Origin of the sequence: Bradyrhizobium sp. 62 (assembly GCF_023073035.1) — a bacterium.
Classification (GTDB): domain Bacteria; phylum Pseudomonadota; class Alphaproteobacteria; order Rhizobiales; family Xanthobacteraceae; genus Bradyrhizobium.
In genome coordinates, this window is record NZ_JADPIT010000031.1 from 275,306 (window position 1) to 297,540 (window position 22,235).

Consider the following 22,235-nt stretch of genomic DNA (forward strand, 5'->3'; position numbering starts at 1 on the left):
CGCCTGACAGTGCGCGCCAGCTCAGTAGAAGCGCTTTTCGGGTAGCTTGACCCCGGGGATGACGACTTCGATTGTGGTCGTGTCATTAAGATAGCGCGCAAGTCGCTCACGTTCAGCGAGAGGCACTTTAGTGAGCCCCTCGAGCAAACGTGACCTAAGGGGGGCGGCGACGCTGTTCAAGCTGCTGGCGGCATCGACGATCAGGCCAGCCGCAACCATGCCGGCGAATTCATCCACGACGCGTTTCGACATGGAATCCGACAACTGTGAAATGACAGACAGTGCAAGCCGATTGCGCTTGATCGCAACCCACCCCTCATTGGGCCCGAGGTCGTAGGAGAATACAAGAAGGTCGAGCTGAGACGGCGAAAATCCCTCGGTCGTGAGCTGGCACCAGTAATAGATCAGCCAGAAAAAAGAATCAGCGGGATCGATCTCCAGAAGATCGATAGTGCTGCTTTTCAGCTCCGCCAGGCGTCTGTCGAGCGAGAGGCGATCGCCTTGCGCCAGAGCATCTTCGACCAGCCGCAGCTTCAACACCGCGAGGCTTCGCCTGACAGAAGCCTTTGATACCGACCCACCCGCGTCCATGTTTGCGACTTCCGACGCAATCTCCGTAGTCGCGAAACGATGCCCTTGAACGACCAGCTCTGCAGTGGCCTCGACAGCCCTGCTACGCCATAGCACTGGAACGGTGACTGTTCCCAAGGCTATCGAAGCAATCGCGAGAGCGACTGTGAATGCCCGGACAATCCACGCCGGCACGGTCAGCGCTCGTCGCGATAACGCGAATAGTATTTGTTGTTGTAATAGCTGCCCTTCTGAGATTCATACCGGCTCAGCATCGAGATGTTCGCCTTGTTGAGCACGACCCCGACCATCTTCTCATGTACATTCTTGGCATCAGTCAGAGCGTGTGACACGGCATCGACCCGGGTCCGGCCCCACTCCACCACGTAGATGTAGGAGTCGACCAGACCGGACGTGCTCCGTACGTCAACCACGGGAGCGACGGGAGAAAGATCCACAATGATGTAGTCGTAGTCGGCCTTTAAACGTTCGAACAGCATGGCCATGGGCTGAGACGATAGAATCTCGCTGGTGTGAGCGATTTTGCTTCCAACGACCGCCGGCAGAAAGTCTAGCTTCGTCACAGGTTCCGTCCAGACCACCTCGGAAAAAGTCTTGGTGCCCTGAAGGAGTTCAAGCACGCCGAAAGAAGCGTGCGGAGCGAGCCGGCGCGTAAGCGAAGGATTGCGCAGATCAGCGTCGATGATGACAACTCGCGCGCCGCCCTGCGCGATCAGCTGCGCCAGACATGCCGCGATGGTCGACTTACCCTCGTTGGGAAGCGTCGATGTCACGGCCACCACTTTCTTGGACCGGTCCAAGTTTGCCAGATCCGCGGCCACCTTGAGCGCCCGCAGGCCTTCGGTAAAGCGGGAGAACGGGGCGTGTACGATTTCCGAGAATACCTCGGCATCATGATTGATCGCACGTGGCCCACCTGGGGAAATCGGAACGGGGAGCAAGCCGTCCTTCGCAGGAGCGGACGGCTGCAAGAGCGGCAGAATGCCGATGCAGTTCAGCCCAAGAACGGCCTCGACCTGGTCGCTGGTGCGGAAAGAGCGGTCGGAAAGATCGCGTAGGCGACCGACCAGCATACCGAGACCAAGCCCCAGGAAGCTCGAAACCAACAAGGTCAGCGTCGCCTTCGGCTTACTCTTCGTCAGGGGCGGCGAAGCGGCGGTGATGACGCGCGCTTCGGTGATGGGGAAGGACTGCTGCTGGACCGATTCAGTGTATCGTTGGAGGAAGTTGTTGTAGAGCGTTCGATAGGTCTGAGCGGAACTCTCGAGATCGCGTAGCGATACCTGCGCCTGATCGGTGACCTGAGTGCCGAACACGGCCTCGTTCACCCCTTTCTCCAGCGCCGACTCGCGCTGCTTGGCTATCTCATAATCGCTCTTGTAGGTCTGCGCGATGCGCTGCAGTTCATCTTTGATGGAATGCCGCAATTCCTGCATCTGGTTGCGCAATTGAATGGCGGCCTGATGTTGCGTGCCGTAGCGAGCCGACCATTCCGCTTCCCGGGCCTTCAGCTCGAGATATTGCTGCCGAAGTTTCGTAATGACCTCGTTCTTTAACGTATCGGTGACGGTCGCATCCGGCTCGACCGAGACGATCTCATTGATGCGGTCGAGGCGGGCCTTTGCCTCCGCGGTCTGGCCGCGGGTCAGAATCAGCTGCGTGTTGAGCTCGCTCAACTGCTGCTCGTTCATCAATCGGCCGCCGGAATTGACCAAATTGTTCTTGTTACGAAAGTCGACGACCGCGTGTTCGGCACTTGAAGACTGCTTGCGGAGTTCGGCTATCCGTTCCTGAAGCCAGACGCTGGCGCGCTGCGTTGCCTGGTATTTTGCATTGAGCTGGTCGTTGATATAGGCATCCGCCACGGCATTGGCGATCTGCGCCGCCTTAGCGGGATCATTCGATACGAAGGCAATTTCGATGATATAGGTCAGACCCACTCGCTTGACGCTCAGCCGACTTGCAAAGGCTTCAACGGCGCGTCGGCTCAAGCCCGTCTGCGAGCGAGGCGCATCCGGGTCCATCAAGCCTGACACCGCGCTGAGGAGTCCACCGACGAGTCCACCGCCGGGACCGACGAACTCGGAATCATCAGTCAGGCGCAGTTGCTTGATCACCGCGGATGCAATGTTCTCGGAACGCAGGACCTCGACCTGGCTTTCAACCATCGCCGAGTCCACGGGGCTGTCACCGATCAGTAATTGCTGCTGGAACACATTGTTCTTGTGCGTGTCGATGATCATCGTTGCTTGGCCGGTGAAGCTCGGCTGCGTATTGACCAGGTAGAGAACGCCTGCACCGAGGCATGCCAGCGTAACGGCAACGATGATCGTCGACTGCCGTCGTGCGAAAGCGATGAGGTCGGCAACGCCGTTGCTGCCCTGTCGCTGAGGCGATGCTTCGGGCTGAGCTAACTTGGACGCAGGATTAACGTAGAGCATGAATTACCTGGCAAAGCCTAGCCGCCCAATATGTCCGATCAACGGAGTAAGGATGCGGACATCCGATCAGCTTTTCGTCGCCCGCGCCTCAACATCCCAACGGCAATGATATAGTTGCAATCCTACTACTTCGATAACCAGCTGTTCGATGACCCGGCTTAGGGACTGACCGAGCTATTGGGATTCGTCGCGCTGGACACGGACGGAGAGTACGTGAATTGGCCCGTGTTCACGCCGTTGCCGTTGATGCCCTCGATCCCGCCGCCGGCGCCGGTCGCGACGCCGGTCGTCCCAGTTGCGCCGCCAACGCCGCCCGGTGATGCGCCAGCGCCAGCTCCTGCACCGATCGGCTCGTTGCCGGCTGACGCGGCATATGCCAGCACAAGGACGGTATCTTTGCTATCAGCGATCGCCTGCTGGATACTGTTTGCGTAGGCTTGATCTTTTGGTACGCAGATCCGGGCCGCTTGAGCGAGACCCGCACCGATGGCTTTTTTCTGATCGTCATTGGCATCTTTCAGTAGGCCAAGGATCACCGGCAAAGTGCTGGAATCGGTAGCTGCGAGATCGCGGATTTGGGAGATCATCGCTCCACCTCCGTTCGGAGCGCTACCCAGAACCGAACCGGGATCCCCCGTGAAAGCCGATACGCTGCTGCTCGGAAGTTGCTGATTGGCATTGTAACAGGTCGCTGCGAATGCGCTCGCGCTCCAGCCAGTGGCCAACGCAACAACGGCGGCAGAAACCAAAAGGCGACCGCGGATCAACGACATAGCAACTCTCCAACGTTCATGCGCCGCAACCTAGCATGCTGCACGAAGAGCATCCAACAATTATCGGACGAACGGGCTTTAACGGTTAATTAACCCGTTTTCGGTGTTTTGATACCGGCAGCCCAAATCTCACCATCCGGGGCCCGGGTCGCGAATGACTGTGCGGCACCAATCCCGATCACGGCCATGGTGGGGATCGCGAAGCCTGGAATTTGGAGAGAAAAGTCAATCGTCGCATGCACCAGAGCCATGGCCGTGAGCGACAACGCGGCTACTGGATACATCGTATCCCGGCGCCGGCGGCGGACTCCATTGACGAGCAGAAGCAGAACCAGAAACCAGGCCAGCACGACCACCCCCGCGAGGGGCAAGCCGCCTTCCGCCGCGATCTCCAGCAGGACGTTGTGGGCGCGGTCCCAGACCCCCCAGACGCTGCCGGTACGGTATGCGGGAAAGGCAAAGGGAAACCCGCCGAGCCCGACGCCCAGCCAAGGATAATCCGAGATCATCCGGACGGTCGAGCGATAGGTGTCCATCCGCCCTTCGTCGACAAGGCCATGCTCGTTGAAGCGGGTACCGGCGCTGCCACCTAGGGTCTGCAGCACGATGACCGCAAGTAGCCCGCCAAGCACCAGCGCTGCGGCCGGGCCTACCCTCCTCGGGAGGTCGCGCCAGAAGTAGAGGGTAAACGCCAACACCTGACCCGCGAGTGCGAGCACCGTGCCGGCCCGCGAGGCGGTGAGCAAAACCGCGCTCAGGCACAGCAGAGGCGGCGCAGCCCTGACGAGCCCCTGGAAATGGAGAAGCCGAAGCAGAGATTGGATCAGTCCGGACGGCGTCAGTGGGCCCGCCGGCAGACGTGGCCGCACCATCTGCCAGAACAACAGCGCACCGACGACACTGCAAACTCCATAGTAGAGGGCCGCGGCGTTACGGTTGACGAAGGGGGTGGTCAAAACCCCCACATAGGCGACCTTGTCCCACCAGAATAACTTCACGGGATTGATCACGAAAGACACGATCGCAAACAAGGCCAGGGCTGCGCCGGACCAGGCCACGACCTGGAAAATCCTGTTTGCGCGGACCCGGTCCGCACCGATCACATAACCCAAGAGGCCCGAAAGCAGAGCTGCCAGCGGTGATGCAACAGCAAACAGGGACTGATCTCGGAGGACCGAAACCGCTGGCGAGAGCGGCCTTCCGAGCAAGGCTGAAGCCTCCGCCCAGATGGGATGCGCCGGCAATCCCGTGCGGCTCGGCGGCAGGAGCTGAGCGAACACGACTGCCGAATATGCGGCGACAACCGCGACGACAAGCCAAATCCACACTCGCTGGCTGCGCCGCAGCGCTGCGACATCCCCGAAGGCAAGCCCGCCAGCGAGGACAATGCACCACAGCGTTGTGCCCATGGGCGCGGTTGAACCAACAAAGAGCGGTGCGCCCACTACGGCGATGGACAACACAAGAACTGAAAACAATGAAGTTGAAAACGATGAAGATATTGTCTGCATCGCAATCTCAATCCGCAAAAGCGGACCTGCAAAGTCCGTGTCGATGCGCTTGCGACCGTAGAGCCTCAAATCAAGGGTTGGTCGCCGTGGCAGCGGTAGCGGTACCGGCCCCTCGGATTGCGCCTCGCAGCGTGTAGGCATTGGTAGCAGTCACGATGGGATCGTTCACCGTTGCGTTAACCAGACGGATGAACTGAAGGATCTTCGCCGTCTCCACCGCCGTCGCGTTGGACGCATACAGAACGTCCTTGTTGCGGATCTGCATCTTGGTAGCGAGGAAGTAAGTCGCAGGATCGCGGAGATTGACCACATACACGACCGGAACGAGCGGCGTCGAGAAGCGGCTCACGTCGATGCCGAGCTTCTCGGCTACGTCACGGCTCTCGCCGCGATAGACGAAGACCGAGGCGGGATCGGCGAGCGAGTCGTTGAGGCCGCCAGCCTTTGCCAAGGCCTCGGCAAGCGATATCCGCCAGGCTTCGAAATTAAACTGTCCCTGTTGGCCAGAGGCACCAAACGCGACGAACGTCTGTGGCTCGCGATAGACGTAAATCGTATCGTTGGCGTCGACATAACCGTTGTTCGCGGGCTCGTAGACCAAAGAACCGAACGGAACGGTCATCCGGTTGCCGCCGCGCTCAAGCATGACCCAGGTGTCGAACCCCTGTCCCTTCGGACCGCCCGCACGGGTGATTGCATCGAGGATACGATCGCCCGCCGCGTTGAGGGGGAAGCGGCTGGGGTTGTTGACCTCACCGAAGACGCTCACAAGAGACGTACGCTGATCGATCAGGGACACCACAGCCTGCGGTTCGATCGCTCGATTCTTCAAACGATCGACAATCGTCTGCTGGACCTCCCCAGGGGTTCGATTTTTGGCCGGGATCGCGCCGGCAAACGGAACCGTAATGTTGCCTGCGGAATCGACGGTCTGGTTGGGCAGCGAGATGAAATTGCCCGGGCGCACTCCCGCCTCCCGCGGAATAAACAAGCCGCCGGCGGCAGCTTCGAAGATGGTTACGCTGACAACGTCACCGACACCGAATTTGATCTCCCGGGGCGCACGGCGACCGGTATTGCTGAACATCAGGCGCGGCGTTGCCTGAGATAGGACGCCAATGGCCTCAGGTGTCAGCCGAACCAGCGCGTACGGCAGACTGTCGGCATCCTTGGAGTTGGCCGATTTAACGTCCCCGCTTGAGGGGCCAGTAGAAGGCATAGCCGAGCAGCCTGCCAAAGCAAGTCCTGCAAGCACCAGCACTAACCAACTTCTGCCCCAACCCAAAAACATCACGTCCCCAGTTCCATCTGACCGTTTTTGAATACCACGGATTCCCCGGCCGCAATATGAATCGGCCCTCGTCAAGGTGAAGCGCTTGACGATTGTGGCATTCCGGCCACGCTGGACGTTTACGGCCGCGCGTCGGCTGGGCAATGGGCAAATATTAGACGCAAGCTGTGTGATGAGCCATCACAATCAAGCCGACGGTTAGCAGCCAAACTAAACGAGCGCCAGTTCGGTGCCCTCGATCCGCAAACAGCTTAAGCGCCCTGTTGCGTACGCTCCGGTATCGACATTGACCCGGTTGTCCCGGAAGTCGGGTACCTGAACGGGGGTATGCCCATGAATAATCATCTTCTCAAACGGCGCGTCCCAGCTCAGAAACTCCTGCCTGATCCAGAGCAGGTCCTGTTCCCGCTGGCGCTCCAGCGGCACGCCGGGCTTAACCCCGGCATGGACGAAAAAGAAATCTCCACAGGAAAAGAAGGCAGGCAAGCTCAACAGGAAGTTCCGATGGGCAGCCGGCAAAGCTTCTCCAAAGGCCCCGGCCAAGGCGGCCATTTCGTCCGGTTTGCGCGCAAGGGGCGTCAAGCCATAGGACCTGAGCGTTTCACGTCCGCCGAGGCCCGCCCATCCCTCGAACAGCTGGGGAGAACTCAAAAAGCGAAGGGCGAGATCCTCATGATTGCCTTTGAGGCAGACGACCTCGTGGTTCAGTTTCCGCTCGATCAAGAGATCGATGACGTGCCTTGACGCCCCCCCGCGATCGATCAGGTCACCGAGATAGACCTCGACAGTCCGCGAGGATGCGGAAGAGGCGCGATCGGCATCGATCCGTCCGAAGACTCCTTCAAGCAGGTCGGCGCAGCCATGGATGTCGCCCACCGCATAGATACGCACGCCCGCCGACAAGTGCGGCCGCTGGTTCGCTATAGGGTCAGTCATTCTCATATCACCAGCCGCAAGACCATCCGGTGCGGATTGTTTCTTGACCTGTCCCGGGTCACCGTTGGGTGGGAACAAGAATTCAGCAACCAGACTACATAATCGCCCGGAAAGCATAGCGCGAGGTCAAGCAACATGCGACCTGCGGCGTTGCACCCTCCAGAGCTCCCGATCAGAGGCAGCCTCTCCTCAGAATCCAGCGACCCTCGACCCTCTCATTTCGAGAATCCGACAATAGGGCCCGAAATTGAGCCGCTCATCCGGGGTGCGACTTAGCCCTGACCAACATAGTTGCCAGCACCCTACCGAAGCCCCGCTGATTCTAGTCAATTTGCGACGCGCCCCTCAGCGGGTTCGAAAATCTTTCCCTGTACTTGTCCAGACAACGAGGGACATTACGGGGGATAATATTCATGCGTCGGATCATCAAGGCGGTTGCCGCGCTCGCATTGCTAGGCGTGGTCTGTCTCGCGCCACGAGCGCATGCCGGCTTCGTCGGCCTGCCTAACATGCTGCGAGGTCAATTGCAGAAGATTGCGCTCGGCGGACCGACACTGGCGCCCTTCGCGCACACACGGTTCTGCATGCAATATCCTGGCGATTGCGCATCTTCGCACAACCGCTTCCGGCCTGGCCCGATCGCGCTGGACGAAACCCGCTTCAGCGAGTTGCGCGACCTCAACCATGAGATCAACCAGAGCATCCGATTCGAACGCAACGTCGATGGCATTGCCGGCGAACGTTGGCTGATCGGGCCGGATCGAGGCGACTGCAACGACTACGCCGTAACAAAGAGACACGCGTTGATCGCCCGCGGTTGGCCGGCACATGCGCTGTTGCTGGCCGAGGTCGTCACGACCTGGGGTGAGCATCACCTCGTCCTGGTGGTGCGCACGAAGAAAGGCGACTTGGTCGCCGACAGCATCGCCCAGGACATCAGACCCTGGGCCAAGTCGCCATATCAGTGGGTCCGTATTCAGTCACCTAAGACCCCCACCTTTTGGGCCATGGTCGGCAAGACCCAAGCCTAGCGGAAACTCAGGTTGCGGGGCCTCGCGCCGCCTGCCTCGCAACCTGACCTTGGAGCCGGGTTTCTGGAGCGGACCCGCTTGCCGGCGGGATTTCTTCGTAGCCGGGCTTGTGCCTGGGTAGCGACAAAGTGAGGCTGGTTCGCGTGCCCGAACTCGGTCCAATGAAGCTGGTCACCTGCTTGGTGTCCTCGCACGTGCAGCACGCGGCCGTGCTGCGGCGATATCCGGAGGTAACGGCGAGCGTTGCGGTCACGAGTTGGACCTGCTGGCGCCAGCGGAGGCCGAGCCGCTCCTGAATGCAATGATCGCAATATGCTCTTCCGGCACAGCGAACGAGGAACTCGTTGACCCGTTCCGGAACAGTTCTGTCACCCATTAGTACGCCCCCTCAAACAGATCCAGTCAGCGGAATAGACGCAGCAAGCCCCGCGCCAACTGCTCTAACCAGATGGCAGCAACATGCTCGTGACACGCACAATCACAGGTGCTGCAGACGGTTCGAAAGTGATGCTATTGCCAGCCCGTTCACTTCAAAATGCATTTCGGTCGAAAATCCCAGGCGCGGACGGAAATTGCCCATCACGCCAACAAACATCAAAGCCGCCTTAAAGCAGGCGCTGGACGAACAACAAACACCAAACGTTCTCGGATAATCCCCTCATCTGACAGATAAGTCTGTACGACTTTTCGCGAAGTTCAGGAGGTTAACTTCACGAATACGGCACCCGCTCAACCGCATTGCGTGGCGAAGCGTCGCAGCTGCTACGAATGGCCCTGATCTATCGGAATGTGACACAGATTGGCACCACAGGCTGTGATCTAAATCACACCCAGTCTGCCTCGCATCATTGCTGGCTGTGCAACAGCAATCCCGAGGCGGGCATACCGCTCCAGGGCAATCCGCTAACTGATCTTTGATTTCGCCGCTCAGCGATATTCCGGCGGCACATACCCGGAATAGGCAGCCCAGTATGCATGGCCGCCATAGGGGCCATAGGCGCCATAGAGCGGATAACATGAATAAGCGTCCGGGCACCGCAGGTAGCGGTGTGCGTGACGCATCTTGATGTAGGTACCATCACGCGGACGGAGCTCGACCGCCTTGTCGGCAGCGGATGCGGACGGGATAGAAGCGCCCAAAACCAGGCCCGTCATGGCCAGAGAAACGGCAACGAGCAATCGACGCATTCAAGTCCCCCTACAGAACGATCATCCTCACATCAAGCGAGGCTGCTCAATAAATTACCGGGCTGACGCGCCTATGTATAGCTGGCCGCCTCGTTCGAGCCTCTAATTCACGCGCATTGTTGCCGCAGTGCCGCAGCCGCATCTGACCGCGTTAGGCCAAGCAGGCGACGGACTTCGCAGATCAAGCCAAAATAGATCACCATTTCAGCTATTTAGTTAAAAGTGCGGCACCTTCACTGCTTCGCGGCAAGCATTCGCCCTCACGCCTGTCCCCAGGTTCACGTCGAATAGACCTGGTCGGTAAAATAGAGGTGTTGAACGCCGGTGAAGGTGAGTTCCTGACCGGTGTCGCCGAAGGTAATCGTCGTCGTCCCGCCGGATGTCGCGATGGTTCCATCCGTCGATGCTCGTCCGTCAATGAAAGCTACGTTGCCGGCACCACTTGCGGTGACTGTATCATTGCCCGTGTGAAATGCGATTTCGAAGGTTGTGTGGCCGTTACTACCCCCGGTCATCTGCGAAGAGCCAGTGCCGCTGACAAGGATGTCCTGACCAGATCCCCCTACCAAGGTATCGCTGCCGGCGCCGGCCCACAGCACCGCATCGCCTGAGCTCCCCTGGAGGAGATTTCCCTGTCCGGGCCCGCCGGCGAGGCTACCTGAAATGAGTTGGTCGTGCCCGCTGCCCGCCTGCAGGGTGTCCCGGCCAGAACCGCCATACATGGTGTCGTTGCCACCCCCACCCTGGAGGTAATTATTGCCGCTTCCGGCCACCATCAGTGTGTTGCCCGTCCCTACCGCAATCAGCACACTGTTTCCAGCGCCACCATACAATTCGTTGTACTGGCTACCGAGCGCAACCAGCCTGGCATCGCCTGCACCAGCATACATCGTGTCTGAACCCGAGCCGCCATAGAGCGTGGAAGCGCCCGTGTCTGCGAACAGATAGCTGCTGCCATCATCCGCATAAATCACGTCGCTGCCGCTGCCGCCGTGCAGCGTGTCCGTTCCGCTGCCGCCATAGATCGTATCATTGCCGGCGCCGCCGTCGACATAGCTGCTGGCTGCACCTCCGACGAAGACGTCGTTGCCGTCGCCGCCGTAAAACTGTGAGCCCGCGCCGCTGCCGGCGATCAGCAAATCGTCGCCGCTGCCGCCGTGGATGACATCGACGCCGCCCCCGGCCCAGACCGTGTTGTTTCCGCCGCCAAGAAACACAGTATCGTTGCCGGAGTCCTGTAGCGAAATCTGATTATCTCCGACTGCCGCGGATACACCGATATCGGCCGAGCCGTGAATGATGAGATTGGAGTTGGCAAACGAGTCCACGACAAACTTCAACGCGCTGTCGCTTGTGATCGTCTCCTGGGCGCCTGCGAGAATTGCAAGCTGAGTGCCGGCAGCAAATGGCGCGACGTTTCCGGTCCCGTCCGAGATCGACGCTCCATTCAGCAAAAGTCCCTTCGCATGCAGATAGTCGATGATCTGACCTGTCGCAGCACCGGTGATCGGCGTCAGGATCCCGATCACCTGGGACTGGGTGAGCTGGTCGGGCGTCATCTCGAAGGTATGCGTCCGGTTCGACGCATCGATGTAGCTCCCGAGGATCTGGCCGAAATCGTTGATCCCCCACAATCTCGTACCGTACACGGCAAGCGGATTGTCGATCGTCACATAGCTTGCCCCATTGGAGAGAAAGCCGTGAGCTCCGGCCTGGTCGGAGTACCAACCGACGACCTGGCCGAGGTCATTGACACCATAGGGAATGCCAGGGACAGGGAGGTCGTGATAGTTCGTGCCGTCGAATGAGAATGCCTGAAGCGTGCCGCCTGCATAGTATGGGTGCACGTAATAGCCGACGATTTCCGTGCCGGCAGCGTTGATGCCGTTGACGCGCGTGCCTCCCACCTCGGATTGCGGATCGGCAATCTGTTGCGCCGCGCCGCCGGGCGTCCAGATAAAGGCGATGTTCAAAGGACTGTAGAGAACATCCCCGTTCCCGATGATCTGACCGCTGTTATCGATCCCGACCGGATATGTGTCGGCGTAAACTGCCGCCGACGTCACTGTACCGTTGGCGCTCACCACGAAGGCAAACGGGATACCATTCGGGCCGACGGATGCGTAGCCGGTGACAGCGCCCGCATCGTTGATGCCGGTCACCCGGTTGATGTAGTAGGGGTTCGCAATTCCGTCGACAGTCGTGAGGATGCCGTTCTTCCAGATGAAACCATGAGCAACGCTTGCGGAATCCGTGTAGGTGCCGGCGAGCTGACCCGAGTTGTTGAGTGCATTGATGCTGCTGTAGGTGGGCAGCAAGGAGTCGAACGATACGAACGAATATCCAGAGGACATAAAAATCTACCTCAACAGCCGCAACCCATAATTGTGCACTTTTGAATAGATCCGAACGGCCCGCAAGGACAATTTCTGCGCCGTCCCATCCAACCCCATCGCACTTTGAGAAAGCCCACCAAGCTGTCCTCGGACGCGGACGCCTCATGGCGTCACGATCCAAGCGTTGACCTTCGGGCGCTATCGCAGAACGAACCCAATTCATCTCAAAAGTGGCCTTAAAGTCCTGCCAACGCAGAAAGAATTGCGCTCGCACCACACCTTACAGCGACTTCAATTTTGCGCTGGCGCGCTCGGCATAGCGATCGAGGGCCGCCAGGCGCCGCAGCGACGGGGCTACTTCGTCCTGCGACTGGAGTTGGTGGTGGATCGCCTCGAATAGGGACGATCGCTCCTTCTCAATTTGCACGAGACGGGCGCAAATCTCCTCGAAAGGCAACGAATTCAGTTGCTCCCAGTTCAGCTGGTTGCCCGGTTCACGGGCAGCAAGGCCGTGGCGAAGCGCATTCATCTTCGAACGCGCCTTGCCTTCTCGGGTACGTGGCCCGGTGCTGCGGGCCGCGTTTCTTCTATTTGCTGCGATCTGCTTCTGCGTCGCCATGTCCGGCTGCCTTTTTGATTTTCTCCTGCTCCCGCTCTTGCCGACCAAGCTCCGTGTCTTCTTGGACCTCGCGGAAAAAATTACTGATCGCTGACGAACTCAGCGGCATCTGCTGCTCGGGATCGCGCTGATCGTAAGCCCGGTCCAATTGCTTAAGAGCATCGTCGCGCTGCTTCATCGCCTCCTTCTTCATGCGCGCGATCTCCTTCAGCGACGGCAAAGCGCGGACAAAGGCCTCGCCTGCGACAGCGTGCGCACCGAAACCCGCGTTTGCGAAATTCGCATCAATTTTTTTGCGATAGTCGGGGTCCGCAAAATAATCCATCGCGGCCTCTTTCGCAGAACATTCGAGCTCTCGCTTGGCTTCCTTCGACGATGGCACGGCTGCAAACGCTTGCATCTGCAGGGACTCCACCGCCGCACGACGCTGATTGGCAAGGATGGTCGTTTCCAACCGCTCGAGCCAGATCAAGTTGAAGGCCGCCTTGCTCGCCTGCCACACCCATTCATACTCAACATCGCTCTTGGGACGGTGCGGCGGACGATAGTCGTACTCGTAGGAGCGGAAGAAATTGAGGAGATCGGTCTTGCTCGCGCCGGGCCAGATCGGCGGGTCATCCAAGCGCTCCCTCATCCAGAGCGGCATATAGGTGCGCGTCTCCTCGTCCTCCTGGAGCTGCTCATAGTCATAGGCTTCATCGTCCTCGTCGCTCTCCTCCTCACCGAGGGCCGGGTCCGCCTCCTCTGTTTCTTCCTCTGCGTCGGGCTTGTTGGTGCCCTCGCCGGTAGGCGACTCCGTTTCGATGCCGTCTCCCGTCACGTTCAGAGCGATATCGCTTTCATGCGCGTCGGAAGCCACGACCTCACATGCGCTATTGTCCTGATCATCAAGCATTTCCAGCTCCTTCATCTTTGAGAGAAGCTGACACAATAGAGGCTCAATCGAACCCCAGGGCCGAAACCCCGTGGGAATAATCGGGGGTGATGCTCGGGATAGCTTTAGGCCTCGTTGGACGTCTTGCGCGCGCCTTGGGCGAAACGAACAAGGGAGTCGGATGTTACCGGTGCGAGGTTGCGTTCTTGCAAGAAGCGTTGAAGCGGCGGCAAGGTCAGCGCCAGAAATTCATGGAATGGCCCGCCCTCTCTCGAGCGCAGGAACACACCCCGGCGTTCACGGCGAACGAACTCCTTTCGCCTCCTCGCTATCGGGCGCCCACTTCCGGCAAAGATCAGAGCTAGTCGCCCGGCCAGTTCCCGGTGCGCCGGGTGGGGTGAGCGGCCCACCGCACGCCTAGCCTGGACCTGGCGCAGCGCTCGTTCGGCTGCGGCACTCAGGTTTTCCTCGGTTGGCGGACCAAACACATACGGCGCTCGCGTTTGACTGGTCCCCCAGATATCCATGGCATAGGTACCGGGTGCCTCATCCTTCCGCTGAAGTTGGCCCGCCAGCTCCCACTGGACTGAAGCCGGTAATTCGCCTTGGTCGAAAATGCTCGGTCGCCGCCTAACGCGCTCCAATGTCGCAGCAAGCGTGCTATCCCTCGTTTGCTCGCTCTGGACCGCTGCGATCGTAAGCGCCGAGACGATCGGCGTCAGCTCGTCCTCCTCTTCGGGCGTCAATGGCGCATCTGCCGAGGGAAGCTCGTGGTCTTTCCGTGCATAAAAATCCAACATAGCCAGTATTTGCCGCGTGGACGGCGATAGGCCCTCGCGCATATACGCCAAGACCTCTGACATCGGCATGGCCGTCTCGGAGAGCAGAGCCTTGTGGTGCGTAGGCACGTGACCTCACTTGTTCAGTTGTCGCTCCTTGTGTGGCGCAGGCGAGAAGCCAAAGCGACCGGTTAATTCATCCCCGCATATTCAATTAACAGCAAAATCACGCGCGAGCGTTCCAACAGCCCCGGCTTGTGATAGAGAGAACAGCCTTCCCGCGTTGGCCAAATTCGCGGCGTCTTACTTGCATCCAAATCAGGCTGCACTCCGGTGCCGTCGACAGCGCCCGATTAGTTAGTCGAAGACCGTCACCTTCTTGCTTCAGAGAAAGCAGCAGCGATAAGACAAGCGAAGTCGACGCCTCATGCAATTGGGCGACAAAGCCTTAGCGTCGATCTTGTGGACATCGAGCAATCTCCTCGCCAGCGCATTCATTCCCGATCTAAATTTGCGTCCGGTACCTGCATGCCAAACCGCCCCTGCGACCCTCCTGCACATAAAGACCAGGGAGACTCGTGTGATCGAAATAAAAAAAATTTCTAAGGACCTGAACGCAAAGTGCCGAAGCCTTGCTGCGCTCCGGAAGGACTGTGAAGTGCTGCTCAAGGGCGGAGAAGCGGATGCCGGGCTCGCTACAGCGCTTCACGATACTGCCTCCGCCCTCGAGCAACGCTGCCGCGTCTCTATGGCCCAGAACATTGCGCTGCTTGAGATCCTCGCTGAGCACCTGGACTTTCGCACCACGCCCCTAGTGGCTATGGCGAAGTTTATCAAATCGGAGGCTCGCCTTTCAGCGGAACACAAGCTCATTAACTCAATCGTCGAACGCGTGCGGGCGTTGAAGACCCAGTCAGTGAATCCGCCCGCCCATTGATGAGGCGAGATTTTAGCGACGTCCGGAGGACGGCGTACCGGGCGGCCTGTAGTCCAATTCGGATCGATCGAGGTTCGCCGCGGCGGCAAATGCAACATTTAGCTAAACATGCAATGCGCCAGACAACTCACATCAATGCATTCATTCAGATGAGCCGCCCTCCCGCGCATTGACTCGCATAGTGCTGCGCATTCAACTCGCCAAAACATTTCGCGGCCACACTAGCAATTCATTGTTCGGCCACTACGTTGCCTTTCGGAGAGCGAGGCGGACAACAATCGATTGCGTTCCAGGAAGTTCCTGCGCAGCAGCTCGCGGCGAGCGACTGTCGTGCCGCAAATCAAACGCACAGAACATTTTTTTAGCGGGCAGGATTTTGACGATAATGACAGATTCTGTTCAAGCATTCGATCGGCACATTCTCTTTTCAGCAAGTGAATACGTCGCATTAGTCGCGAGGCACCGAGCAGCGGATTACCCTGTACAGCAGCTTCTTGGGGTCGAGATGGATCAACTGCTGAGGACTTGTAGCCGGAGAATTGAATCCGAACGGTGCCGACGTCTCCAAGGAGTAGCCCCCCATCTTCGGAGGTTTGTCGGCGACAGGAAGCCTTTCAACTGCGCGATCGACACAGCACAGGCGGAGGCCGTCCGCCTTTGTTATTCGACGCCGCCTCTTTCCGTGCTTGACGCCCTCTCCTATGACAACCTGGTCTCGTTGGCTGACCTTTACGAGGGATGGAGCCAGGATGTCAGGCTCGATCAACGGGCGATGATCGAACTCCTGGGTTGGTCTGACGGAATGAGGATGTTGGCGGATGCCGTCGGAAAAGACTACGAGCCTCTTCCGCTTGCAGGGGGCGCAGAAGTACCGCTCCTCAAATTCATTGCCGACAAGATGCGTTCGACCCGCCAGAAGTAGGTTTTCGAAGTCTACGCCAACTTAGAAAAGGTGGGCCCTCATGGCATCCAAACCGGATCTGGCGCCCGCCGCCGAGAAATCGCCCTGCACGCATGCGTCGCTCTCTTCAAGCGAACGGATACAAACTAGCGAGGAAGTCCAGTGCCATCGTACGCTCTGCCGGCCGTAGTAGGTGCTTGCTTAGAACAGGGTTGAGTTGCCAATCCGGCCGGTCGAACTGGTTGCTCGCCCAAATTTGTGGGCAAGCGTTGCCCAATCGGTCCTGCAACCAAACGAAGTAGTAGTCCTCGTCCGTGGCACGCATTTGGACTATGCCCGCGTTCCACGCCCAGATGCCTGGTCGTCGGGCCATTCAATTGGCGTATAGGTCAGGCCGCGGCGCTCTATTTCGCGAGCAAGAGCTTCCGCGCGCTGCCGTGCGGGCAAGCCAACGAAACGCGTGCCAGCTAGCCTATCGGCTTGCACCTCTCGGCGAATGAATTCGTGCATCCGCAGGATGAAATGATCAGAAAGTCCTTCGAATTCGCTCATGCCACTCAACGGCCCTTAATCAAAGATACAGGCAACCAAAAAGGTAGCTGGCTGCCAAGCGGTGAACCCAATCGCCTCCAGCGAGACAGCTGTGGTGACGAGGGCTACAGCGGCGAAGGAGAGTGGAATGGCGAGATCGAGCAACTTGCGAGGTCTGTCTGCAGCTGCGGTTTGGTAATCAGTTCCGTCGGACATCCGGATATTCCTCTATTCGAGGTGATATCGAAGTGCCCGCTGTAAGCAAACGTTCGCTCGGGTTAACCTGACCGCTCAACCTTAATGGCGCCGCCCCCCCTTGTCGTCCATATAAGCCCCTGAATCCTTGCACGCCACGCTTCAGTCATTTTAGAGCTTGGCACTGGTCGAACTTAATTCACCTGCGCTGCCCTCCCTTCAGGAGGGTGGACCGCGCCGACCTCGGACGAAATGTCGAAATGCATCAATCGCTCGGCCCAGCGGAGATGTCGGCCTGGTCTTACGGGGCGGAATGACGACCAAGACGTACAGCACATTCAACAGCAGCCAACTGCCGAGCGCCAGCAAAAGGACTTCCATAAAAAGCTTCCGGGACAGCCGGCAAAAACAAATGATCATAAAAGTAATTCAATGAAACTTAGATCGCTCTCAAGTTCAAGCGCAACCTTTGGTCAAGCCGCATTCCGCCGTCCATTCCCTTCGAAGCTGTGGCGCTCCTCACGGTGGTCCCGTTCACTCATTTTGACAGAAAAACCCGGCGCGCCTTTGCGCCGGGTTTGACGTTCCAGGCCTTTCGACCGTTACTTTTGCGTCGTGGTCCCGCTCCCTGAAGAGGTGGTGCCGGGTGCGGTCGTGGTCCCGGTGCCATTGCTGTTCATGGTCGAAGTGGCGCCGGGGTTCGTCGTCGTGGCGGTACCGCCTGATCCGCTGGTCGCCCCCACGCCCGAGCTGCCGGTGCCAGCGCCGCTGGAACCTGAACCCGAAGATGCACCAGAGGCACCGGCGCCCGCGCCGCCGCCTCCTGCGCCACCGCCGCCGCCGCCGCCGCCTTGCGCGAGTGCTGTAGTGGACATGGCAAGCGATACGGCCAGAACGATGATAGATTTACGGGTCATGGGTCTTCCTCCGTTGTGATGGACCGAGTCAAGCGGCCGCTATCCACGTTGGTTCCTAAGACCTTCGCTCATCCACCTTAGTGATTGCCGACGGAATCTGCTCGCGTTGAAATCTTCCATGCGCAGAATACGCCAAGTGGGAACGATGGCACCGGCGCGAGAGACGCAAGCAGTCGCCGCGGTGAAAACACCGCCATCGATTGCGACGCGTGCGAAAGCTCCATCGTGAACGAGAGAATGCCAAGGCTCCGCGTAGCGGCCTCGGTCTAACCAGTCCCCGGCCCCTCCGAGCCGGGGCCGTCTCTCCATGAGCCTATCGCCTGGTTGGCAGCTCGCGCAGCTAACTCCCGGTCCAGATCTTTCAGTCGTCCGAGCAGGTTCTCGACGATTTCCATGCAATCGGAAGGTCCCAACGATTGCACCCCCCGCGCCGCTAGCTCGCGCTCCAACATGGCGGCTATAATAATTTGAATGCTCACGAATTCTCCGCCGACTTCGCCCCAGAGACGGTACGGCTCAACTTGGAAATGGGTTTCGCTAAAGCGAAAGGCCGCAGGGTGGTTCCAGCCCCCACTGCGGCCATCCCGGGCAAATTAAAAACTGGTACTTAAATCTCGCCGGTGTTCTCACAGTAGAACACCGTGTTCCGGAAAAGGATTCCGTAAGACTACCGGATTCGAGTTGGCCCGGCTTGTCACCCGTGCCGTCAGCCTGTCAACACGCAGTTCCGGCCTTCGCCTTTTGCCCGATACAACGCAACGTCAGCACGCGCCAAAATATCTTCCGGCGCATCGTTGGTCCGAACTTGCGCTATACCGGCCGAGAACGTCACTCGCATTTCGTCTGATATAGAACCCCAATTTAAGTCTGAAATGATCTGCCGCAATCGGTTCATTCCTACGAGCGCTTGATCCCTGGTGCTATCCGGCATGATCACAAGAAATTCTTCGCCGCCGTACCTGCCAAGTTTATCTATCGACCGCATATTGGCAGCAAGGCTGATCGCAAAGCCTCGCAGTACCTCGTCACCGGCTGGGTGACCAAACGCGTCATTGATGCGCTTGAAGAAGTCTATGTCCAAAATGGCGACAGAGCACGGAGTACCTGCACGTTGTGCCCGCGCCATTTCGTCGTTCAAAGCGCGCATGACATAACGCCGGTTAAATACGCTGGTGAGTTCATCAATTTGTGCGAGCTCTTCGATCTTGGCGTGCGCAACCTTCAGTTCATTCCCGCGCTTGTAAAGTGCCTCCCTGAGAGAAGCACCATAAAGACCAGTGAACGCGCACCTGCCAAGAGCGGTTACAAAGCACAGCAGAGTTAGATGCCGCTCTGCAAAGGATTCCATCGGCATCGCGATGGGCTGGTTCGTCAGCGTGAAGACCGACGTGAGGCCAATCGCGGCATAAGCCCAAACAATGGCGGTCTGCCGAGCCGACATACGCAGTGCGCCGAATCCAAGCACCACGAAGATGATGCAGGCGAAATAGAATCCTACTTCAGGAATGAAATAGATCGCGGCCAGTTGAATACCTATGCTTCCGAGGCTTTGCGGTACAGTGAGGTAGTGATCCTGGAAGCGGTCGTTGACGTGCAATTCGGAGAGGATCAACGTTATCAGGGTCCATCCAACTGCGACGGCGAGATACCACCCTGAAGCCGAAACAGGTATGGTGCCGCTTAGGGAGTAGAGAAACAGGATAGCAGCATCCAGGATGAAGCTGGCGATCTGTGCAAGGTACATCTGCCGCCGCAAGCGGGCGCGTTTTTTGACCCGGTCGTCGACCTCTGTGTGAGGTTCAACGGTCGCTCGCTGGAATGCCGATTGCGCCATGCCAAGTTATCCCGATCCTGCGTCAGGAAACCGTAAAGGCGTTAAAATTCAGAGCGCTGCGGTTGGTTAGCAGGAAGTTAAGGTGCCGCACCAGGGCGGCGCCGCGGTAGTCGGATTGTTAATGCGCGGCCTTCCTTAGTCGGACGCCTTGCCCCCCTCCGTTCTCCCCGAGGAATTCTACGCCGCCCGTATGGAGAGCATCCAAGATCTTGGTGCCGGTGTCAGCTCGTCCACCGAGAGCGCCGTCGCAGGCCTCTAAGCGTTTGATCGTTGGAATGGACACTCCCGCAGCAGCAGCGAGGTCCTCTTGCGACCACCCCAAGAGCGCGCGAGCGGCTTTGATTTGGCGAATTGATACTTTTGGTATTGACATTAGCCGCTCTTCGAATAGATACTATTGGTATCAATTAGTATCTGACTGGAAGAGAGGATTACAGCGATGCGCACCGTTGCCAACCACGCAATCGACCGACGATCATTTATCGGCGGATCCGATGCCCGGATCATAATGGGCGACGATCCAGACAAGCTAACGAGGCTTTGGCGAGAGAAGCGCGGCGAGGCCCTGCCTTTGGACCTTAGCGACGACTTGATCGTCCAGCTCGGCACCATAACCGAGGACCTCAACCGGACCTGGTACGAGCGCACGAGCGGTCACACTGTCGAAGACGTTCAGCGGAAGGTCCGGCATCCCATTCACAAATGGATGGGCGCGACGCTGGACGGCCGTGTTCAGCAAACCGGCGCAGTATACGAGGCCAAGTTCATGCTGCCCTGGAATTTCTCCGAGGAAGCCGCTGCCGACAAGCACATGGCCCAGCTTCAACACAACATGTGGGTGATCTCAGCACGCTCCGCCGTGCTGTCCATCATCACAGGCGGCGGCAAGTGGGTGGAGATCATCGTTCATGCCGACCCCCTCTATCAGCATCTCCTCCTGACAGCAGAGAAGAAGTTCTGGCGGTGCGTCCAAACCGGCGAGACGCCTCACCTGTTCGGGATCGAGACGCCACGCCCTCGGCTTGAAGCGATCAAGGTAGTCGACATGGCAACATCGAACTCCTGGGCCGAACTGGCCGTGACGTATCTCCGGACACGGGGCGCCCATGGAGACCACGAGTTGGCTAAGGCGGATCTGAAAAAGCTCGTGCCGGAGGATGCCAGGGAAGCCATTGGGCACGGCATCAAGGCCAAACGTTCGAAATCTGGTGCCATCAGCTTTGAAGCTCTTTCATCGGAGGCTAGCCATGCATCAATCCAGTGAACGGATCGGCGCCATCGCTGCAGCTTTGGCCAAGGCTCAGGCCGAGCTGACGAATCCCGAAAAAACGTTGACGGCCACCATCCGGTCTCCCTTTCCCCGAGAAGACGCCCGATCATTCCGATATGCATCCTTGGCTTCGGGCCTGGACATCGTTCGCAAGACTTTAAGCCAGCAGGAGATCGCAACCATCCAAACGACCCGGACCATGGCGGCTACGGGACAAATCCACCTGACGACCCTCCTCGCTCACGCCTCGGGTGAATGGATCTCCTCCGACCTGCCGGTTTGCTCCGGCAAGGACATCGAGTCGCCGCACCGGATGGGTGCGGCACTCACCTATGCGCGCCGCTATGCCTTATTTGCCTTGGTCGGGATTGCTGGCGAGGACGACCTGGATGCGCCCGACGTAATCGCCGGCCCGCCGGCTTCGACTGAGCTGCGCCCGGCATCAGCCTCCAAAGGAAAGCCACCCAAGGGCGTCCTACATCGGCCGTCGGTTCTGGAGGGTCAGGAGTCGGTAGCCCTCCGCGAGCGGCTTTTGGCGCAGCTCGCCAACGCCGCCGACCTCCTTGCGTGGGCCAAAACCAACCTGCCGCTCAAGAACACTCTCCAGGAGGTAGATGCCCGATCAGTCGAGGCTGCTTACCGGGAAAGGATGGAGTTAGCCGTTCAATCCACCCTCAACCCTGAAGAGGAGCAGCCAGCGCGGGAACCTGTCCAAGCGCTTGCCACCTCCGAAGCTGGCTTGGCCGCTTCCGCGGTCGATCCCGCCCAGCCGACCCAAATTGCCAACCAATGCGGCCTCGCCATCCCCAAGGAACCACCGCGCAAAAGGAGCAAGGCCCATCTTACCTTCGTCCGCGAGCATCCCTGCCTTGTTTGCAAACAGTTGCCGTCGGACGCGCATCACCTGAAGTTCGCCCAGCCCAGAACATTGGGTCGAAAAGTAAGTGACGAATTTACCGTCCCCTTATGTCGCCTGCATCATCAGGCTTTGCATGGGCACGGAGACGAACGAGCGTGGTGGGCCAACGTGCAGATATCACCCTTACCCGTTGCAAGGGAACTCTGGATGGCAAGCGCGGCAGACACGATCAACAAGGTCGCCGCGGATCGCGAGCAAGCCTCAAACATCGCAGTGGAGGCCCACCAGTAATGAAACCGCTTTCAGATTCGAGGAAAAACAGAAAAGCTTGCTCGGTGATTGCCTATCATTACCAGCAGCCGCCTGAAATCCGACGTGCCGCAAACCGATCCACGTTCGTGGCGCCGGTCGATTTCTCGCC

20 protein-coding genes are annotated in these 22,235 nt (G+C 58.8%); 5 read left to right on the forward strand and 15 right to left on the reverse strand.

Features of this window, described 5'->3' with window-relative positions:
• Positions 1 to 21 precede the first annotated feature (21 nt).
• The 6 genes from IVB47_RS29105 to IVB47_RS29130 all read right to left on the reverse strand — a co-directional run bounded on the left by IVB47_RS29105 (position 22) and on the right by IVB47_RS29130 (position 7,543).
• Positions 22 to 591, reverse strand: coding sequence for a hypothetical protein (locus IVB47_RS29105; protein WP_247466496.1), 570 nt, complete (start codon positions 589 to 591; stop codon positions 22 to 24).
• 176 nt (positions 592 to 767) lie between these two features.
• Complete coding sequence (locus tag IVB47_RS29110) at positions 768 to 3,032, reverse strand: AAA family ATPase (protein ID WP_247466498.1); 2,265 nt, start codon at positions 3,030 to 3,032, stop codon at positions 768 to 770.
• 158 nt (positions 3,033 to 3,190) lie between these two features.
• A complete protein-coding gene (locus tag IVB47_RS29115; RefSeq protein WP_247466501.1) occupies positions 3,191 to 3,805 on the reverse strand; it encodes a hypothetical protein in 615 nt (204 codons plus the stop codon).
• An 89-nt stretch (positions 3,806 to 3,894) separates the two neighbouring features.
• Positions 3,895 to 5,385 carry an O-antigen ligase family protein gene (locus IVB47_RS29120; RefSeq protein ID WP_247466504.1) on the reverse strand — a complete coding sequence of 497 codons (1,491 nt, stop codon included), beginning with the start codon at positions 5,383 to 5,385 and terminating at the stop codon, positions 3,895 to 3,897.
• Between the two features lies 1 nt (position 5,386).
• A complete protein-coding gene (locus IVB47_RS29125; protein WP_247466642.1) occupies positions 5,387 to 6,607 on the reverse strand; it encodes a polysaccharide biosynthesis/export family protein in 1,221 nt (406 codons plus the stop codon).
• Positions 6,608 to 6,817: 210 nt separating this feature from the next.
• Positions 6,818 to 7,543 (reverse strand): metallophosphoesterase family protein, encoded by a 726-nt coding sequence (locus tag IVB47_RS29130; RefSeq protein WP_247466507.1) that lies wholly within the window; start codon positions 7,541 to 7,543, stop codon positions 6,818 to 6,820.
• A gap of 413 nt (positions 7,544 to 7,956) precedes the next feature.
• Between IVB47_RS29130 and IVB47_RS29135 the strand changes: the two genes are divergently transcribed.
• On the forward strand, positions 7,957 to 8,574 hold the full coding sequence (locus IVB47_RS29135; protein WP_247466510.1) for a transglutaminase-like cysteine peptidase: 618 nt from the start codon (positions 7,957 to 7,959) through the stop codon (positions 8,572 to 8,574).
• Positions 8,575 to 9,501: 927 nt separating this feature from the next.
• Here IVB47_RS29135 and IVB47_RS29140 read toward each other — a convergent pair.
• The 5 genes from IVB47_RS29140 to IVB47_RS29160 form a co-directional block, all read right to left on the reverse strand.
• On the reverse strand, positions 9,502 to 9,762 hold the full coding sequence (locus tag IVB47_RS29140; protein WP_247466513.1) for a hypothetical protein: 261 nt from the start codon (positions 9,760 to 9,762) through the stop codon (positions 9,502 to 9,504).
• A gap of 278 nt (positions 9,763 to 10,040) precedes the next feature.
• Positions 10,041 to 12,116, reverse strand: a complete 2,076-nt coding sequence (locus IVB47_RS29145; protein ID WP_247466515.1) for a hypothetical protein — start codon at positions 12,114 to 12,116, stop codon at positions 10,041 to 10,043.
• Positions 12,117 to 12,378: 262 nt separating this feature from the next.
• Positions 12,379 to 12,717, reverse strand: coding sequence for a hypothetical protein (locus IVB47_RS29150; RefSeq protein ID WP_247466519.1), 339 nt, complete (start codon positions 12,715 to 12,717; stop codon positions 12,379 to 12,381).
• Positions 12,686 to 13,612 carry a hypothetical protein gene (locus tag IVB47_RS29155; protein WP_247466522.1) on the reverse strand — a complete coding sequence of 309 codons (927 nt, stop codon included), beginning with the start codon at positions 13,610 to 13,612 and terminating at the stop codon, positions 12,686 to 12,688. Before IVB47_RS29155 ends, IVB47_RS29150 begins: the two co-directional genes overlap by 32 nt.
• A 104-nt stretch (positions 13,613 to 13,716) precedes the next feature.
• Positions 13,717 to 14,460: a hypothetical protein gene (locus IVB47_RS29160; protein ID WP_247466525.1), complete on the reverse strand. Its 744-nt coding sequence runs from the start codon at positions 14,458 to 14,460 to the stop codon at positions 13,717 to 13,719.
• Between the two features lie 490 nt (positions 14,461 to 14,950).
• Here IVB47_RS29160 and IVB47_RS29165 point away from each other — a divergent pair, with 490 nt between their 5' ends.
• Positions 14,951 to 15,307 (forward strand): hypothetical protein, encoded by a 357-nt coding sequence (locus IVB47_RS29165; protein ID WP_247466528.1) that lies wholly within the window; start codon positions 14,951 to 14,953, stop codon positions 15,305 to 15,307.
• A 385-nt stretch (positions 15,308 to 15,692) separates the two neighbouring features.
• Positions 15,693 to 16,229, forward strand: a complete 537-nt coding sequence (locus IVB47_RS29170) for a hypothetical protein (protein ID WP_247466532.1) — start codon at positions 15,693 to 15,695, stop codon at positions 16,227 to 16,229.
• A gap of 546 nt (positions 16,230 to 16,775) precedes the next feature.
• Here IVB47_RS29170 and IVB47_RS29175 read toward each other — a convergent pair.
• The 4 genes from IVB47_RS29175 to IVB47_RS29190 all read right to left on the reverse strand — a co-directional run bounded on the left by IVB47_RS29175 (position 16,776) and on the right by IVB47_RS29190 (position 20,058).
• Positions 16,776 to 16,955: a hypothetical protein gene (locus IVB47_RS29175; RefSeq protein WP_247466535.1), complete on the reverse strand. Its 180-nt coding sequence runs from the start codon at positions 16,953 to 16,955 to the stop codon at positions 16,776 to 16,778.
• A 581-nt stretch (positions 16,956 to 17,536) separates the two neighbouring features.
• Positions 17,537 to 17,851, reverse strand: a complete 315-nt coding sequence (locus IVB47_RS29180) for a hypothetical protein (RefSeq protein WP_247466537.1) — start codon at positions 17,849 to 17,851, stop codon at positions 17,537 to 17,539.
• 706 nt (positions 17,852 to 18,557) lie between these two features.
• On the reverse strand, positions 18,558 to 19,685 hold the full coding sequence (locus IVB47_RS29185) for a sensor domain-containing diguanylate cyclase (RefSeq protein WP_247466539.1): 1,128 nt from the start codon (positions 19,683 to 19,685) through the stop codon (positions 18,558 to 18,560).
• 118 nt (positions 19,686 to 19,803) lie between these two features.
• On the reverse strand, positions 19,804 to 20,058 hold the full coding sequence (locus tag IVB47_RS29190; RefSeq protein WP_247466543.1) for a helix-turn-helix transcriptional regulator: 255 nt from the start codon (positions 20,056 to 20,058) through the stop codon (positions 19,804 to 19,806).
• Between the two features lie 66 nt (positions 20,059 to 20,124).
• On the opposite strand from IVB47_RS29190, the gene IVB47_RS29195 reads away from it, so the two are divergent.
• Positions 20,125 to 20,949, forward strand: coding sequence for a YqaJ viral recombinase family protein (locus IVB47_RS29195; protein ID WP_247466546.1), 825 nt, complete (start codon positions 20,125 to 20,127; stop codon positions 20,947 to 20,949).
• A complete protein-coding gene (locus tag IVB47_RS29200; RefSeq protein WP_247466550.1) occupies positions 20,933 to 22,105 on the forward strand; it encodes an ERF family protein in 1,173 nt (390 codons plus the stop codon). The genes IVB47_RS29195 and IVB47_RS29200 overlap by 17 nt, the downstream gene beginning before the upstream one ends.
• Positions 22,106 to 22,235 lie beyond the last annotated feature (130 nt).

Coding starts and splice junctions, on each gene's coding strand:
- IVB47_RS29105 (WP_247466496.1), bottom strand. CDS start 591: ATGGACGCGGGTGGGTCGGTATCAAAGGCTTCTGTCAGGCGAAGCCTC.
- IVB47_RS29110 (WP_247466498.1), bottom strand. CDS start 3,032: ATGCTCTACGTTAATCCTGCGTCCAAGTTAGCTCAGCCCGAAGCATCG.
- IVB47_RS29115 (WP_247466501.1), bottom strand. CDS start 3,805: ATGTCGTTGATCCGCGGTCGCCTTTTGGTTTCTGCCGCCGTTGTTGCG.
- IVB47_RS29125 (WP_247466642.1), bottom strand. CDS start 6,607: ATGTTTTTGGGTTGGGGCAGAAGTTGGTTAGTGCTGGTGCTTGCAGGA.
- IVB47_RS29130 (WP_247466507.1), bottom strand. CDS start 7,543: ATGACTGACCCTATAGCGAACCAGCGGCCGCACTTGTCGGCGGGCGTG.
- IVB47_RS29135 (WP_247466510.1), top strand. CDS start 7,957: ATGCGTCGGATCATCAAGGCGGTTGCCGCGCTCGCATTGCTAGGCGTG.
- IVB47_RS29140 (WP_247466513.1), bottom strand. CDS start 9,762: ATGCGTCGATTGCTCGTTGCCGTTTCTCTGGCCATGACGGGCCTGGTT.
- IVB47_RS29145 (WP_247466515.1), bottom strand. CDS start 12,116: ATGTCCTCTGGATATTCGTTCGTATCGTTCGACTCCTTGCTGCCCACC.
- IVB47_RS29150 (WP_247466519.1), bottom strand. CDS start 12,717: ATGGCGACGCAGAAGCAGATCGCAGCAAATAGAAGAAACGCGGCCCGC.
- IVB47_RS29155 (WP_247466522.1), bottom strand. CDS start 13,612: ATGCTTGATGATCAGGACAATAGCGCATGTGAGGTCGTGGCTTCCGAC.
- IVB47_RS29160 (WP_247466525.1), bottom strand. CDS start 14,460: ATGCCGATGTCAGAGGTCTTGGCGTATATGCGCGAGGGCCTATCGCCG.
- IVB47_RS29170 (WP_247466532.1), top strand. CDS start 15,693: ATGACAGATTCTGTTCAAGCATTCGATCGGCACATTCTCTTTTCAGCA.
- IVB47_RS29175 (WP_247466535.1), bottom strand. CDS start 16,955: ATGTCCGACGGAACTGATTACCAAACCGCAGCTGCAGACAGACCTCGC.
- IVB47_RS29180 (WP_247466537.1), bottom strand. CDS start 17,851: ATGACCCGTAAATCTATCATCGTTCTGGCCGTATCGCTTGCCATGTCC.
- IVB47_RS29185 (WP_247466539.1), bottom strand. CDS start 19,685: ATGGCGCAATCGGCATTCCAGCGAGCGACCGTTGAACCTCACACAGAG.
- IVB47_RS29190 (WP_247466543.1), bottom strand. CDS start 20,058: ATGTCAATACCAAAAGTATCAATTCGCCAAATCAAAGCCGCTCGCGCG.
- IVB47_RS29195 (WP_247466546.1), top strand. CDS start 20,125: ATGCGCACCGTTGCCAACCACGCAATCGACCGACGATCATTTATCGGC.
- IVB47_RS29200 (WP_247466550.1), top strand. CDS start 20,933: ATGCATCAATCCAGTGAACGGATCGGCGCCATCGCTGCAGCTTTGGCC.